General features: G+C 37.5%; 11 protein-coding genes and 2 pseudogenes. 2 read left to right on the top strand and 11 right to left on the bottom strand.

Annotated features, from left to right (window positions below; translation table 11 throughout):
- Nucleotides 1-32: 32 nt before the first annotated feature.
- The 9 genes and pseudogenes from LNM86_RS03760 to LNM86_RS03720 form a co-directional block, all read right to left on the bottom strand.
- A complete protein-coding gene (locus tag LNM86_RS03760) occupies nucleotides 33-530 on the bottom strand; it encodes a hypothetical protein (RefSeq protein ID WP_241438491.1) in 498 nt (165 codons plus the stop codon).
- Between the two features lie 72 nt (nucleotides 531-602).
- A complete protein-coding gene (locus LNM86_RS03755; RefSeq protein ID WP_241437517.1) occupies nucleotides 603-1,286 on the bottom strand; it encodes an LbetaH domain-containing protein in 684 nt (227 codons plus the stop codon).
- An 84-nt stretch (nucleotides 1,287-1,370) separates the two neighbouring features.
- On the bottom strand, nucleotides 1,371-2,099 hold the full coding sequence (locus LNM86_RS03750; protein ID WP_241438490.1) for a hypothetical protein: 729 nt from the start codon (nucleotides 2,097-2,099) through the stop codon (nucleotides 1,371-1,373).
- Between the two features lie 1,431 nt (nucleotides 2,100-3,530).
- Nucleotides 3,531-8,516, bottom strand: coding sequence for a DEAD/DEAH box helicase (locus LNM86_RS03745; RefSeq protein WP_241438489.1), 4,986 nt, complete (start codon nucleotides 8,514-8,516; stop codon nucleotides 3,531-3,533).
- Between the two features lie 570 nt (nucleotides 8,517-9,086).
- A complete protein-coding gene (locus LNM86_RS03740) occupies nucleotides 9,087-10,688 on the bottom strand; it encodes a YfjI family protein (protein ID WP_241438488.1) in 1,602 nt (533 codons plus the stop codon).
- Between the two features lie 4 nt (nucleotides 10,689-10,692).
- A pseudogene (locus tag LNM86_RS03735) lies at nucleotides 10,693-11,590 on the bottom strand (DUF7146 domain-containing protein).
- 99 nt (nucleotides 11,591-11,689) lie between these two features.
- On the bottom strand, nucleotides 11,690-11,896 hold the full coding sequence (locus LNM86_RS03730; RefSeq protein WP_241437301.1) for a helix-turn-helix transcriptional regulator: 207 nt from the start codon (nucleotides 11,894-11,896) through the stop codon (nucleotides 11,690-11,692).
- Between the two features lie 218 nt (nucleotides 11,897-12,114).
- Nucleotides 12,115-13,281 (bottom strand): tyrosine-type recombinase/integrase, encoded by a 1,167-nt coding sequence (locus LNM86_RS03725; RefSeq protein WP_241437300.1) that lies wholly within the window; start codon nucleotides 13,279-13,281, stop codon nucleotides 12,115-12,117.
- Nucleotides 13,282-13,447: 166 nt separating this feature from the next.
- Nucleotides 13,448-13,642 (bottom strand): annotated as a pseudogene (locus tag LNM86_RS03720) (hypothetical protein); the annotation flags it as partial.
- Nucleotides 13,643-13,705: 63 nt separating this feature from the next.
- On the opposite strand from LNM86_RS03720, the gene LNM86_RS03715 reads away from it, so the two are divergent.
- Both LNM86_RS03715 and LNM86_RS03710 read left to right on the top strand, forming a co-directional pair.
- Complete coding sequence (locus tag LNM86_RS03715) at nucleotides 13,706-14,017, top strand: type II toxin-antitoxin system RelE/ParE family toxin (RefSeq protein WP_241438487.1); 312 nt, start codon at nucleotides 13,706-13,708, stop codon at nucleotides 14,015-14,017.
- A complete protein-coding gene (locus LNM86_RS03710) occupies nucleotides 13,998-14,279 on the top strand; it encodes an addiction module antidote protein (protein ID WP_241438486.1) in 282 nt (93 codons plus the stop codon). Before LNM86_RS03715 ends, LNM86_RS03710 begins: the two co-directional genes overlap by 20 nt.
- Before the next feature lie 35 nt (nucleotides 14,280-14,314).
- Here the strand turns inward: LNM86_RS03710 and LNM86_RS03705 are convergent, their stop codons facing one another.
- Entirely contained in the window at nucleotides 14,315-14,695 is a 381-nt protein-coding gene (locus tag LNM86_RS03705; RefSeq protein WP_241438485.1) for a hypothetical protein, read from the bottom strand.
- A gap of 12 nt (nucleotides 14,696-14,707) precedes the next feature.
- Nucleotides 14,708-15,088, bottom strand: a complete 381-nt coding sequence (locus LNM86_RS03700; RefSeq protein WP_241438484.1) for a hypothetical protein — start codon at nucleotides 15,086-15,088, stop codon at nucleotides 14,708-14,710.
- Between the last annotated feature and the right edge of the window lie 16 nt (nucleotides 15,089-15,104).

Here is a 15,104-nt window from a genome sequence, read left to right as displayed (position 1 = left end):
AAATGTTGGAAAAAGGGAATGACCGCCGCGCTTTAAAGATTTAAAAAGGCTTTATTACGCAGCCAGATGATTTTTATTTCATTATTGGAAAGCAATTCGATATAAGACCTTGTTTCAATATCATCACGTGTCTTTTCTAAAATCATAACAATGCCGTGACTATGAGCATTTTCATAAATATGAACATAATTGACGACACGGGCGTGATCATAAATTTGTGCATTACCATAGACATGAGCATGGTCATAAATGATCGATTTACCAAGAACGATAGCATTTCCATAGACATAACCAGCGATAATAGCGTTATGATAGACCCTAGCATTTTCAGAAACCCGACCTGAGTTTAAAACCAGAGCATTACCATAAACCCAGCAATTGCCATCATGAGAGAGGTTATTTTCATTTTCGATAAAACCACCGAGTTGACCAGCCTTGACATCAGAAAAGCTTTTTAAAGCCTGAATGCGATACAATATGCGATTACCAAAGAGACGCGTTTCATTTGTAAGTGCAAATTTCTTTTGCATAGGAACAATCCTTATAGAACATGAGATTTTAAATGAAAGAATTTGGAAAGCAGGCGCCCCCCGCGCCGTTATTTATGCTGCTTTATTTATGATTTGATCACAAATTTTGATATTACCATTCAATTTTTTTGTATCTATATATGAATTACCAAAAACACTCACTTTATTGCAAATGTATGTAGCACCTGTAACTTTAGCATTGTCATAAATACAAGCATCATCACAAACCACAGCAAAAAACCAAACTTGTGCGTTACCAAAAATCTTTGCATTCCCATAAGCTTGCGCATAGCCAGTTAGTAAAGCGTTATCATAAATTTTTGCATTGCCTTTTATAACAGCCCTGTCAGAAACTTCAGAATTATTCAAAACACAGGCATGATTGTAAACAAAAGCCCTTCCCAAAACCCTAGCATTATCAGCAATTTTTGCATTGTCATAAATTTTTGCACAATCACAAACCTTTGCATCATCACAAACCGTTGCATTATCGAAAACGCTAGCATAATTGAAAATTTGCGCATTATCAGATACGACGCCATTGTCAGCAACCCACGCATCATCATAAACCCAGCAGTTACCATCATGAGAGAGATTATTTTCATTCTCAATAAAGCCCCCCAATTGACCAGCCTTGACATCAGCAAAATCTCTTAATGCACGAATGCGATAAAGGGTACGATTACCAACGACATGCGTTTCATTTGTTAATTCATATTTTTTGGATACAATTTTAGATACAGTTTTAGTGGTCATAGGGAGCTCCCAATCTAAATAATGGATAAAATTTGAATGAAATGTTCTTAAGAAGGGGCGCCCCCGCCGCGCCCACGGTGTTATTTACGCAGCTTGATTTGCATCTTCAGAATTGCAATCATATTCGTAATCATCATCATAACCATAATCATCATAATATTCGTGACGATAATAATCATCTTCACTACCCAATTCCGGATATGCCTCGTCCCAAATATGATCATCAGAAGTTAAAGAGGCGGCACTATGTACATAAGAATTGCCTGAGATAAGAGCCCCACAAACCACAGCATCATCACAAACTTGAGAATGATCACAAATATGAGCAGCGCCACTTATTTTTGCATTGCCTCCGACATGGGCATCATCACATATGACAGCATCATCAGAAATATGAGCATAATTCGTTACAGAGGCGTTATCATAAATTTTTGCATTGCCTTCAATTGCAACAGCATTTTGCACATGGGCATTGCCATAAAGTTTTGCATTGCCTTTTATTGTACGACCTTCAAAAATAGCATTGCCATAAATTTTTGCCTTGCCATAAACGTCGACAAAATAACCTTTTATTTTTGCATTCCCAAAGACACGAGCCTTTTCAAAGACACGAGCCTGATCATAAACCCAGCAGTCCCCATCATGAGAGAGGTTACTTTCCTTTTCGATATACCCCCCAAGGTCACCTTTTTTGACATCAGCAAAGTCTTTTAAAGCACGGATACGGTATAATAAGTGACCATTGACGCATTGCATATCATATGTGAATTCATATTTTTTGGATGATGTTTTCTTATTAACAGTAGCATTCATAGCTAGTGTCTCCTAGTTGTTTGAAGTTTTCAGTTGATACCTATAAAGGTATCGGGCGTTGAAAACACGGCAACTAGCCCGTTGTTACGCTTTTCCTATAAAGGTATTGTATGGCGTAACCACACCCGACAAAATCATTATATGCGTTCAATAGCATAAAAGAAAGTCAGTTCTCAAAAAGATGGGAAAGATTGTTTCGTAATCCATCCGCTAGTTGTTAGTGTTTTCATCACTTGAGTATTTATATAACAAATTACGTATTTATTGTCAACTATCTTTTATTCTTTTTTGTGTTTTTTATAATTATTTTTTATGCCATTGTGTATAAATATGCGTCATATGCTTATAAATATTTTATGTTTTATTGCGTCTATTTGACTCTATATTACGCAATTGCGTTATTTTTCTCTTTTAAACATCATAACAACTAAAAACGCTCTCATAACGCATATTTTTAACTTTATAACGCATGATTATTTTTATGAGATAACTTGTGAATATTTTTGTGAATTTCGTTGTCATTTTATAAAGAGATCGCATCTTTATAATCAATGCTTTTGATTCAAAACTTTTTTCGATTCATTCTCATAAAACAAAATGATAAATATGATCATGCGGTTTTGATTTGTTATGAAAACATTTTGAATTCTTATATCCTTATCAAAATACCTTTTAAGGGGCTTTTGCCTCTTGTCAGTTATTAGCAGTCATTTACCCCCCCTCATTTTAAAAAACATCTTTTAGCAAAAAGTAAAAAATATTATATTTCAATGTGTTAGTGTGTTTTGAGAAATATTCAATGCTAATAAGATGATTTATAGTGACAATTAATGATATCAATTGAACAAAACCTGTCAGTATCTGTCAAAAAATTTAACTGACAGCATTTATGATTTTAATGAATAATTAAACCATGTTTTATGAGAGGGAATATGGCTCTTTAAATCCTTTCAAAAGACAGCTCGTGATTATGAGGCATGTTATAAAGAGTAACTTATAGATTTAAAGAGGGTTTTGAGTTTTGAAACTTTGTGTTTTAAAGAAAAAAACACTAAAAAGATAAAAAACATTATATTTTAATATATTAAGTTTTATCAATGCTTCAAAAAACAATCTCTCTTGATAAATACAACCTATTAATACGCATATTTGTCTTTAAAGAGAGCTTTTGAAAGATATGATGCTCTCATTTGAGAGAGCGATATAATCTTTTAAAGGCAATGTAAAAAAATCTCATTCTATTTAAGATGGGATTTCTTAAAAACCTTAAAGCAATCCAAATAAGAGTGTCTAAAAGTGCAAGGCTTCTCTTTTTAGAATTGCGCATAGTAAATCATTCCTTTTAAGATTATAGGTAAGCAATCTAATAAGAGAGTATAGATGATGGTTATAAGATCTATACCCCTTATAAGATTGGCATGATTCATAAATCTATTCAGTTTCTCTTAATTCCAAATTTGGGAGGTTCTTAACAATCTTCATTGTTTCTAAACTTACCGTAATAACCCTTTGGAACAATTCCAATGGATAAGCAGGGTTGCCAATGGTTTCAAGTGCATAGCGATTGGCATCATTAACAATGCCACTCTTTTTATCAGTCTTTACACATTGACGCCCCATAACCCATTCAAGAGCGGGTTTACCATTTACGATATACTCATAAGCTTCCTTAGGTATATCTGTTATTATGATATTGCTATTGTAAATAACAGTGGTTTTATCCTTTTCCTTGCTATTGCCAGCGAATTTCATTTCTGTAACGTAATAAAATTTCTCAGGATTAGAGATCTCTGTAAGTTTTGGATTGCCTTTTTTAAAGGTCACGGGATAAGGGTTCACCGTTTCATAATTAACGTGCAAATTACCTAATTCACGACCCGCATTAACAAACGCCCAGAAATCTTCAGTGCTCTTTACGCAAGGGATGCGAGGCAATTCTTTAGAGAGATTATCAGCATAGCGAGCACGGTAATTTTCTGAATGCAAGAGTCCGTAAACATAATAGAAGATATCATCTTTAGTTATGGTTTCATTAGGATAAGCAGCTTTAAAATGTGCTAAACCTTCATCAGTAATGGCATCGCGACGTTGTAAACCAGCAGCTTTGGTTTTTTCTGTAGAATTTGTAAATAAATGAGACTGTTTCTTATCATGGTCATCTATTGAAGATTCAACATCTTCATAAATATAGCGTGGAAAACCTTGTCCAGTATCCATTGCGTGATAATTAGGTACATCTTTAGTCATCAAAACAGAAAAACCACGTGTAATTCCTATACCTGTAATTTGTATCACCCTATTTTCAACTGCTTTTCCTATAGGAAATATACACGGCATTTGGTAGACTCTCTCATTGAAAGTACGATTGTAATAAAGCCATTGTTTTGTAAAAGGACGATATGCACTTTGCGTGAGAGATATATTTTCAAATTTAAGAATCTTTTCCCTTACCAATTCTTGTTTAACATTATGGCTCCAACTTATCTTTTTCTCATCTGAATTTACAAAACTATTGACAACCTTTGCACGTGTTCTACGGTCAGTATGTGGATGGGCATCATTAAAACGTTCTACTTCGCTATTATAGAACGCAATCATATTCTTCATATTTTTTGTTAAAGATTCACGACTTGAGTTATATGCCCACGCATCACGACTAGTTGAAATACCACAAGAATAAGTCCCAAAAAGTTTTTTATCATGACCTTCCTTAACACCCATAGCTAAAAATGCTTTAAAACTTTCATCACGTTGATTTATCCAATCACCATGTTTGTCTGGTGTAATGATTTTCCAACCGTGTTCACTCCGTGTAATACCCTCAATGCTACCAAAGTCCTTAATTGACTTAAGCTTTTTTTCTCTTGTGAGATAATCTTCAACACCATAGAAATATATTTTACCATGCTGTTTGGATTCTGGATTTTTCACAAGAATAGAGATGGCAATAGGGGCTCGTGATCCAGAACCAAAAATTTTGCCTCCTTCTTTTCGAGAAAGTTCTCCAGAGGTGCGTTGATTACCACGCAAATGGAAAATATAAAGGCTGCTAAATTCTTCAACCAGACATTTTCGTAAACCATCCATAGATTTAGTATCTACAAAACCGGCATTTGTGACAAAACCAATAACACCACAGTCTTTTATACGGTCACTTGCCCAGCGAATAGCACGGATGTAGCTATCGTATAGAGATTGCATGAGACTTGCTTTTGAATGAGCGACATAAGTCTCACTGATACGTTTATCTAATATGGGGTAAGAGGTGTTTTTTGCGTTGTCATTTTCGCTTTTTTGCCCTGTTGAATAAGGAGGATTACCAAAAATCACTTCAATATTGAGATTTTTCTGAAGTTCTAAATACTCACTGTTTTCTTTAAACAATTTTTGCAGCAGATTTTTCTCTTCGAGCATCTGAAACGTATCGGTTAAACCAATATGTTTAAAGGGAATATAATCTCCTTTCATAAGACTATGATAGGTTGATTCAATATTAATCGCTGCTATGTAATAGGCTAAAAGAACAATCTCATTGGCATGGATATCATGACGGAACTTATATTCCATATCCTCTGGTTTAATGAGATTGGATTGTAACAAACGCGTGATAAAGGTACCTGTTCCCGTAAAAGGGTCAAGAATAGAAACACCACGGGAACCCAAGCTCTTGCCAAATTCTTTCCGTAAAACATCATCAACGGAATGAATAATAAAATCGACAACCTCAACAGGGGTGTAAACAATCCCAAGCTTATCGGTTGTACGTTTGAAAGCCTTGGCAAAAAAGCTTTCATAAAGCTTGATAATCAGATTTTGTCTTGCATGGGGTTCGGTAATCCCAGAGGCACGGAATTTGACACTGTCATAGAATTCTTTAAGCTCTTTTGACTCTTCTTCAATATTGGTCTTGTCTAATTCCTTTAAAATCTTTTCCATTGCTTGTGAGATGGCATTGTTTTGAACAAATTGATTGCCATCAAATAAAGCTTCAAAAACAGGACGCGTGACAAGATGCTGTGCAAGCATCTCAACAGCTTCCTCTTGCTTGATATCACTGTTTAAGTTGTTTTGTAATTCTTTGAGAAACGCATCAAACGCACGGCATGCTTTGCTCTTTTCATCAGCAAGCATATTTTGCAGGCGGTTGATATGATTTTGTGCAATATCAGCAACATTACCCGCCCAGTTTTCCCAATAGTCACTCATAGTAGATCTTTTGACAAGAAATGTTCTAAAAGCATTGGGGAATGCCTTATACAGAGGCAATTGTCCTTGCCCATTATGGTGAGAAAGGGATTTACGGACAGTCGTAGCAAAAGAAGCATGTGCACTTTCTGTTTTCGCTTGTAAGGGCACATCATCAACAACGGTTGTCACATTTTCTATCTCCATCTTTTGAGAAACCGTGACAATATCGATAATAGAACTTACATCTTGCCCTAAGTTCATTTGATTAAGGGTTTTGCTAAAATTCTCATCATGAGAAAGCAAAGCATTGAGAACTTGCCAAACAACACTGTATTTCTTATTGTTTTTTAAAGCCAATTCGGGGGAGATCCCAGCCGGTACGCCAACCGGTAAAATGATATAGCCTCTTTTCTTATTGGGAGCCCGACGCATCACACGCCCCACCGCCTGTATGACATCCACTTGGCTTTTGCGCGGGTGTAAAAACATCACCGCATCAAGAGCAGGGACATCCACACCTTCTGAGAGACAGCGAACATTGGTTAAGATACGACAGGTATTTTCCCCCGCATCAGCTTCCAACCATTCAAGCAATTCCGTTCGTTTCTTGGCACCATCTTTTCCATCAATATGTTGCACCTCACAGAGAAGAGGAGGTGTATCTTTGTGTTCTTTATGGATTTTACGGAAAGCTCTCTTAACACCCTTGCCTTCAAAGGTATCACGAATGCGTTGCGAGGTTTTAATATCTTTACAAAAAGCCAAAGCACGGCGCATGGGATTAGGGTCATCACCAAGATCAACTTTCAGATCGATTTTGCTAAGAGCTTGGTAACAGCCTAAGATCTTTGTTCTATCATCAAGAGTAAGTTCATAATTCTTATGGTTGGTAGGAATCTCAAGAGTATCACGTACGAACTTTTCATCCACACCCAAGACAATAATCTTATAAGGCGTTAAGAGGTCATTCTTGACGGCATCGGAGAAACTATAAAAATAGAGCTGTTTTCCATAGATTGTCTCATTATCCATAGACGCCAGAACAGCATCCAGTTCATCCGCACGCCTTTTTGCATTGTCACTAAAGATGCGCGGGGTTGCGGTCATGTAGAGACGTTTTTTGCCCTTAATAATGCTGTTATCATGAACCTTGATAAAATCAGATTCACTTTTATCGGTTCCCAAAGCCGCCCCCGTTGTCCTATGGGCTTCATCGCAAATGATCAGATCAAATTCAGGTAAATCATGGTCCTTTTGTGCATCAGCAATCACTTGGATTGATTGGTAAGTAGCAAAAACAACATTCATAACATGGGGAGAAACTTTGTTCCCTTTCTCTCCAAGCATTTGCGCATCGGTTGTGACAGGCAAGGCAAGATCTGAAGCACTCAGTTCAGCATCATCATCATTATTGAAACGCCGCTTGCCTATTTGCTTATCCGAACACACAGCAAAGGAACGCAACGGGATTTGTGCATCCGCTGTCCATTCTCTGATGGTTTGTGACATAAGAGCAAGAGAAGGCACCAAAAACAAAACACGCTTGCCTTGACCAGCAAGAGTTTCTGCTATCTTGAGACTGGTGAAAGTTTTACCCGTTCCACAAGCCATAATCAGCTTGCCACGGTCTGCTTCTTTTAATCCCTCACAGACAGCTTCAATGGCTTCTTTCTGATGGGTAAAAGGCAACTTTTGTTTCTTATCTTTAAGAACAATTTTCCCTTCTGTTTCAAAAATCCCCCAATCAATTGCACTGTTTTCCATATTGAAGAGATTAATGCGATAAACCGGAACCGCTTGTCCTTCAATCATGGTATTGGCGTTTTCGCTTAATTCACCTTGCGTGCTGTCAATAAGAAGGCGATATTTAAAACGATTTTTACCTGAGATGGCGATAAAGCTCTCAATGTTCTCTTGCGTGATCTGATAATTTGTCTCATAAAATTTACATTGAATGGCGACATACTCATTGCAATCACGGATTTTTGCCACCAGATCAATATCCGTATCTTCATCGCTTCCTTTCCATCCATGCACATCAGCCACGTCTCTATAGCTTTGAACCGTTTCATATTCTTGGCATTGGAGAGGGTCTTGCGTGAGATAAGCAATTACAAACTTTTCGAAAGCCTTTTGCTTTTCTTGATCTGAGATTGATTTTTCACGATAGGATTGTAAGAGAGAGCGTAAAGAGGATTGTTTGTTATCAAAATTGAGGGTTTGAGACATTATAGAGAAACTCCATACCTTATGACATTGACTCATTAACAGTGTAAGAATCACAATGGCGTTTCATAAATACATTTAGAACAAATATCGAGTACCAAATAAACCAAAATGGCGCGAAAACCTATCAAATCCGTCAAAAAAATTTACAAGATGCAATTATAAACAGCCTATAAACAGCAAAGTAGTAAAATTTACTATTCGTTTTTGTGTTAATAAAAACAAATTCGATATGTATTTTAAGAGATCAAAATAAATAGTTTGAAGTGTTTTATGATCACTAAAATCATAAATGCTGTCAGTTAAATTTTTTGACAGATACTGACAGGTTTTGTTCAATTGATCCTATTAATTCTCTATACAGATCATCTTATTGGGATGGTTTTTTTGTAAAAATATCATAACATATTGAAATATAATGGTTTTTATTTTTATCTAAAAGTTTTTTTTAAAATGAGGGGGGTAAATCAACAATAATGACTGACAAGAATATGACCTGAGTTATGGTTATTCATTCAGGTCATATCTTTCTCTTTTGCCAGCACTCTTAAAATCATCTTTTGTTTATTCATTTCATTGCTTTGCATTCTTGTTTTTTACCAAAGGATGCCATTCATAATAGGTACTTGATTTACTTGTCTGATGGGTTATGAACTTTTTGCGAATGTGGTTTGTATGACATAAAAGCTCTAAAGCTTGTTTGACCGCTTCCTTGTCCTTTAAATGCGCCCAGCAGCGTCTGTAGATATCACGAGCAGTAAAAACCTCAGCTAAGCAATTACAACGCTCTATAATCAAATTTGCACGCTCCTTTACCAAGATATCACCCGCAGTATAAAACCGTTTCGCATGGCTTAACAGATAGTTTGACCAACGCAAGGCTGTTGAGAGAGAAGGCAAAGTGATCTCAAAACGCCCATCCTCAACAAGTTCGATAATGAGGGCAAGGCTTGCTATGGTTTTTGGCATTTTTAAAAGATGCGCTTGGTAAGAGACAGAAACTTTGCTTTCCTTGATTTCTTTATGATGATTTTCCCACCATTCACGAAACAATTCTTGAGCATTAGCAGCAAAGCGCATGATCCGCGGGTGCTTAGGTGATCCTAAGGGTTTGTCATAAAAAGAACGAAGCACCTTTTCATATTCTTGATAGGCTTCTTGATTGGGATTTTTATCTTTCCATTTCCAATCTTGGTTTTCATCCGGCCACACCATCATTTGAAACCGTTGCAATAAACCATCATCTCCTTTCCCAGACAGCATTGCCTGAAGTAGGGGCATAATCCTTAAGGGTTGAATCCCTCCAATGATAGAAAGCGTTGCATTGGGAATATGAAGGGTTCCACGTCCAATACGGTCATAGGTGAATTGACCATCCCCATTAAAGGTTTCCAAATAAAAAGCCCGCTCCGATTGATATTCAACCCGCTCCATATTTGCTAAAAAACCAGAAAGTTCATCACGAACTAACAGTAACCCACGTGGATTTTCTTTGAGTAATTCTCCTAGCTTTTCGACCGTTGTGTCATTGACAATAAAACGTGAATTTTCCTCATCCTGCTGGTTATCTTTGGTTATGTTTTCAGCTAAAATAGAACGGGCAGCTTGGGTATCTCCATTCTTTAAAGCTTTTCCGGCTTGTTTATTCTTTTGTTTTTGATTTAGCGCCTCAAGAGCCTGTTCAATCTCTGCTTGTTTATTCTTTTGTTGGTAAGCTTGCAAAGCTTCTGTTTGAAGATCAGCAAGGGGTTGAAGAGCGGTTTTCAAAGCCGGTGTTTTTCGTGTAGAAGGGTTACCAATAATAGCCCCCCATAGATTAGGAACAATGTACCAATTATCATGCTGTTTTGGAGCAATGCGCACGCCATTGCCAATCAGAGCAGCTAAAGCACAGATAGCAGAGACAGCCACAAAATCGAGAGGCGATTGTTGACGGTCAGCAATATCGTAAACATATCTGCTTAGTCTATAAGGCATTTGTAAAATATTAAAAGGCTCGACCGGTAAAAGAGCGGTGTTAATCGGTTTTAATTCGCCCCATCCCATTTGTTGCAAAGCCTGTTCATAAGGGATGGCTTGTAAACAGGGATGCTCCTTTAAAGAGACAGGGGTGTTATCGTTATCAGTATCATTTACCGAACTATTTTCATTGTTTTCTAGAATATTTTTTGTCATTTTTTTATCTTTCATAATTTAATAATAAAATGTTGAAGTCAGAGCCATGGGGAGCTTGCATCATCAAGACATTGAAGCCTTGGCGATAAGAACGGGCAGCAAGGGCAAAACCTGCTTTACGACCCGCATCATCGCCATCCATAGCTATGGTGAGATGGGTTTTTGATTTGATATGGGGTAAATTCACATGCACCATGCCACTGGTTGAAAGGGATGCCCATAAAGTCACAGGCTCTGATAACAGACCAGACAGCAGAGAAAGACCTGTTTCAATTCCTTCACAAATGACCAGATGTTGGTGATTGGCTTGGCATAAATGCACAGCACCGCCCTTAACAGAGCCCAGCATGGCTTTTTTTGGTAACTGTTCTGTTTTGCATCCATTGTCTTGTAAAAAGGTTCTATGGATTGCAAAGGAGCCACCACCCTCAACACGAGCAACCAACGCGGGGATATTTTTCCCAGAAGGATAGGGGCATTTGCTATGAAAGCGTAAACTAGGGAGGCAAGTTACAAGTGATCCCACGCTTGCATAAATAAAGCTCTGCTATGGTCTCTTTAATTGGTTGACTTTGCTTCCAAATCTTTTGTGCTCTCTCTGCTTTCTGTTTTGCCTTGTTATCTTCACAACAAAACTGTTTTGAGAGAGAAAACCTATAATCATAAGTTTTATCAAAACATGTTTGTGTATTGATAAGACCAATGCTCTTAAGAGCTTGTAAGATCTCTTTAAAAGAGCAGCCGGCATAACAATAAAGCAAGAGCCGCCCATCATTTCCATTGGCAAGGGATAAACTAGGCACTTGATCATCATGAGCAGGGCAGCGAGCAAGTCCATAAGCACCATACCAGACACCCCGCAAGGCATTTGTAATGCCCCGAGCATTTATAAAATGATACATTTTCTCATCCTTAGACGTTGCGTCACAGGACGGTTTTTGCTATTTTCAATTTACGATAATTTGAGAAAGCCTTGTCCGTCCTTACGTGACAAGGTTTTTTTATGCCACATCACTGAGATGTTGACGTTGCGTTTTGGCTTTTTCAATCACATTCAACAGATCCGATTTTAACCAACGCGATAAAGAACCAAATTTTAAAGGTTTTGGTAAAGCTCCATTGGTCACATGGCGACGGAATGTTGAAACGCTTATATGCAATAATTTTGCACTTTCGCGGTCTGTAAGAAGAACATCATTTTCAGTCATAACTAAATCCTTTCAATCTAAAAATAGTAACAAATCATAAGTATTTATTAACCATATTTTATTGAGATTTGAAAGTAAGTTTAATCATAAAAAACAGTACTTTATGATGTATTTTCTCATTTGATAATTTATGAATCTTATTGAGCAAAAATGAGTAAACGAAGAGAGAAAGTTATCCACAGATAATGAAGTAAAAATGGGGTACAAGACCCCATATTTTAAGATTGCCCCGTAACATAGGCAGCCCATTTATCCATATAAACACGGCGCTGTTCTAAATAATCAGTACGACGGTAAGCACGCTCTACTTGTCCACCGACCACATGACCTAGAATGGTTTCTGCTACCTCAAAAGGGGCATCAGTTGTTTCTGCTAGCCAATCGCGTAAACTAGACCGAAAACCATGCGGGCAGGCTTCAAGTCCAATTTTTTTCATATATTGTGACATACAAGTATCAGCAAGAGGACCACGACCAGTTGCAGAAAAAAAGAAATCATTACGAGAGAGAGGACGCGCTTGTTTCAAAATTTCTAATGCTTCATTTGATAAAGGCACACGAAACTCTGTTGTAGCATCACGTTTTCCTTTCATATTTTCAGCAGGGATGGTCCATATATCATCTTCAACTTGATCTTTATGGATATGACGCAAAGGATAGGTACGAACACCTGTCAAAATAAGCAAACGCAAAGCCAGTTGTGTTAGAGTTGGTGTTTTGCAAAGTATTTTATAAAAAGCCGGTATATCTTTCCAATCCATTGCTGGTCTATTTTTGATTTTATGACGTTGTTTGCCTAAAAGAGCCTTTGCTTTTTCTGTAGCCTGTAAATCAACATCCAATCCCATTGCAGCAGCATGTTTGAGACAAATATTAAGACGAATGAGAGCTTTCTCTGCTGTTCCAGCTTTTGTATGCCAGATGGGAGCGAGGACATTGCGTATATCGGTTTGAGTAATTTCTGAAACCGGCATACAACCTAACTTAGGGAGAATATGAAGTTGTAAAGGTGAAAACCAACGCCCATCTTTAGCATCATTTTTTAATTCTGCTTTACGAGTTTCAAAAGTATCTAAAGCGATATCTTTTAGATAATGCAGATTACGCATTGCCTCACGCTTTTGTTTGTCACGTTCTTTAATGGGGTCACGACCATCACGAAGAACAAAACGCCATTGGGTTGCCAATTCACGAGCTTGTTTTAAAGAAACATCTCTTAAGGCACCCAATCCCATTTCACGACGCCGCCCGTGAATGGTATAGCGTAAAAGCCATTGAGCACCCCCATCTTTACGCTTATGAAGTACCAAGCCGGCACCATCATTATATTTGCCAGCCCCCAATGTTGCGACAGCCCTTGCATTAAGACGATTCATTAAAGGCATTTTTGTTCCTTTCTAAACTGTTTTTTACCCACACACCAACCCCACTTATGACGTGCAAATAAGTGACTTTAATTGATTGAACATAAGATGATTTGAATTGAGAGAATCTTACAATATTCGGGGGTCTCATTCAATATGCAAAACAGTAAATTATCATTATAAATCAATACGTTGTACGTTCACAAAACCGAATGGCGGCAAAAATACTTTCTTGTATTTGAGGAATATACTCATCCGCGATATCATCAATCTCATCCTGAATGACCGACACCAGTCTTGCAAATGTTCCCCTATGGCGAACAATATTTTGCCGATCTTGTATCGGTCCACCCGTCCTTATCGTGATATAATGACGTGACATCATTAAACCTTTCAGTAGAAATTTATTCTTGACGTATTATCATCTGTGTACTATAGTAATCAAATGGTAGCGATAATAAAAACAACAGATGAATTTGATGAATGGTTAGAAAAGCTTAAAGACAGAAAAGCTGCCGATATAATTCTTGCAAGACTTCATAAAATTCGTTCAGGGCTTTTAGGTGATGTTAAATTTTTTCATGGTATAGGTGAATTACGTATCCACTATGGCGCGGGTTACAGGATTTATTTCACTCAAAAAGGTAATAAAATCATTATATTGCTTTGTGGTGGTGACAAATCCACACAATCCAAAGATATTCAAAAAGCCTTATCTCTCTTGGAGGACCTTAAAAATGAAATTGAAAACCTTTAACTTTGAAAAACACCTCACAACACCAGAATCTCAAGAAGTCTTTTTAAACGAAGCCTTCAAAACTGGTGATGCTGCGCATATCGCAGATGCTCTTGGTATCGTTGCCCGCGCTCAAAATATGAGTGCATTAGCAAAGGAAACAAACCGTGAACGCAGTGGTTTATATCGCTCCCTTAGCAAAACGGGTGACCCTAGACTTTCTACTTTAGTTGCTGTGCTCTCTGCCCTTAATTTGCAATTAAGCGTACAATCTACTCCATAAATCCGTGAGGGAAACGGACGTCTCCCATCACAACTTTAACGATTGGTCACGAATTCAACGACTATACTTGCTTGACCAGCTTGTACTGTCTTGTCGGCTTTAGCATAAAGCGTGACCTCTTCATCATAAGAGACAAACTCTTTTTGATTGGTAGGCTTAACTTCTTTAACTGCCTGTTGTTTGATTTCCGCTTCACCAAACTCATTGCCACCAGCAGTGCTCCCTATTTTTACCTTAGCATCCGAAAACGCTGTCTTGACGAATACTTTAATTGACGTAATTAAAGCGCCTCGAGGTAAAGTTCCTATTTTCAATGCGTTTTCTTTATCTTCATAGCTAAAATTAAGACGTAAAAAGCTTACTTGCTGGGTATGAAGATCTCTCCCTTGCAAAGGTTTTGATAAACAATCTACCATGTCCTGTCCCTCTCAACGATTAGTCACGAATTGTACAACCACAACACACTCACCAGCGGCTGTTGTTTTGTCTCGTGTTGCATAAAGGGTCATCTCATTATCATCTGCTACAAAAGATTTTTGATCTGTTGGTGTAAAATCTTGCGACCCTTGGGCTTTTATATCCTTTTCGCTAAACTCATTACCGCCATAGGTGCTGCCAATCTTTAATTTCGCATCCGAAAACGCTGTCTTCACAAATGCTTTAATCGAAAGTATCATCGCACCACGAGGCAAAGTTCCAATCTTACGCGTCAAATCCTTATCTTTATGCGTGATGTTTAAACGCAAAAAACTCACCTGATGCGTATGAAGATCTCTGCCGTGTAAATGACCTTTTACTCCATCGACCATATCTTATTCCTTTCTC

It is taken from the genome of Bartonella machadoae, from assembly GCF_022559585.1.
Taxonomy (GTDB): Bacteria; Pseudomonadota; Alphaproteobacteria; order Rhizobiales; family Rhizobiaceae; genus Bartonella; species Bartonella machadoae.
The sequence above is the reverse complement of the archived record's forward strand: the minus strand, read 5'-3'. Positions and strand labels throughout refer to the sequence as shown.

Excerpts from the sequence above, each read along its gene's own strand:
- LNM86_RS03710 (WP_241438486.1), top strand. The coding sequence starts at position 13,998 with ATGAAATTGAAAACCTTTAACTTTGAAAAACACCTCACAACACCAGAA.
- LNM86_RS03760 (WP_241438491.1), bottom strand. The coding sequence starts at position 530 with ATGCAAAAGAAATTTGCACTTACAAATGAAACGCGTCTCTTTGGTAAT.
- LNM86_RS03745 (WP_241438489.1), bottom strand. The coding sequence starts at position 8,516 with ATGTCTCAAACCCTCAATTTTGATAACAAACAATCCTCTTTACGCTCT.
- LNM86_RS03740 (WP_241438488.1), bottom strand. The coding sequence starts at position 10,688 with ATGACAAAAAATATTCTAGAAAACAATGAAAATAGTTCGGTAAATGAT.
- LNM86_RS03755 (WP_241437517.1), bottom strand. The coding sequence starts at position 1,286 with ATGACCACTAAAACTGTATCTAAAATTGTATCCAAAAAATATGAATTA.
- LNM86_RS03730 (WP_241437301.1), bottom strand. The coding sequence starts at position 11,896 with ATGACTGAAAATGATGTTCTTCTTACAGACCGCGAAAGTGCAAAATTA.
- LNM86_RS03750 (WP_241438490.1), bottom strand. The coding sequence starts at position 2,099 with ATGAATGCTACTGTTAATAAGAAAACATCATCCAAAAAATATGAATTC.
- LNM86_RS03715 (WP_241438487.1), top strand. The coding sequence starts at position 13,706 with ATGGTAGCGATAATAAAAACAACAGATGAATTTGATGAATGGTTAGAA.
- LNM86_RS03700 (WP_241438484.1), bottom strand. The coding sequence starts at position 15,088 with ATGGTCGATGGAGTAAAAGGTCATTTACACGGCAGAGATCTTCATACG.
- LNM86_RS03725 (WP_241437300.1), bottom strand. The coding sequence starts at position 13,281 with ATGCCTTTAATGAATCGTCTTAATGCAAGGGCTGTCGCAACATTGGGG.
- LNM86_RS03705 (WP_241438485.1), bottom strand. The coding sequence starts at position 14,695 with ATGGTAGATTGTTTATCAAAACCTTTGCAAGGGAGAGATCTTCATACC.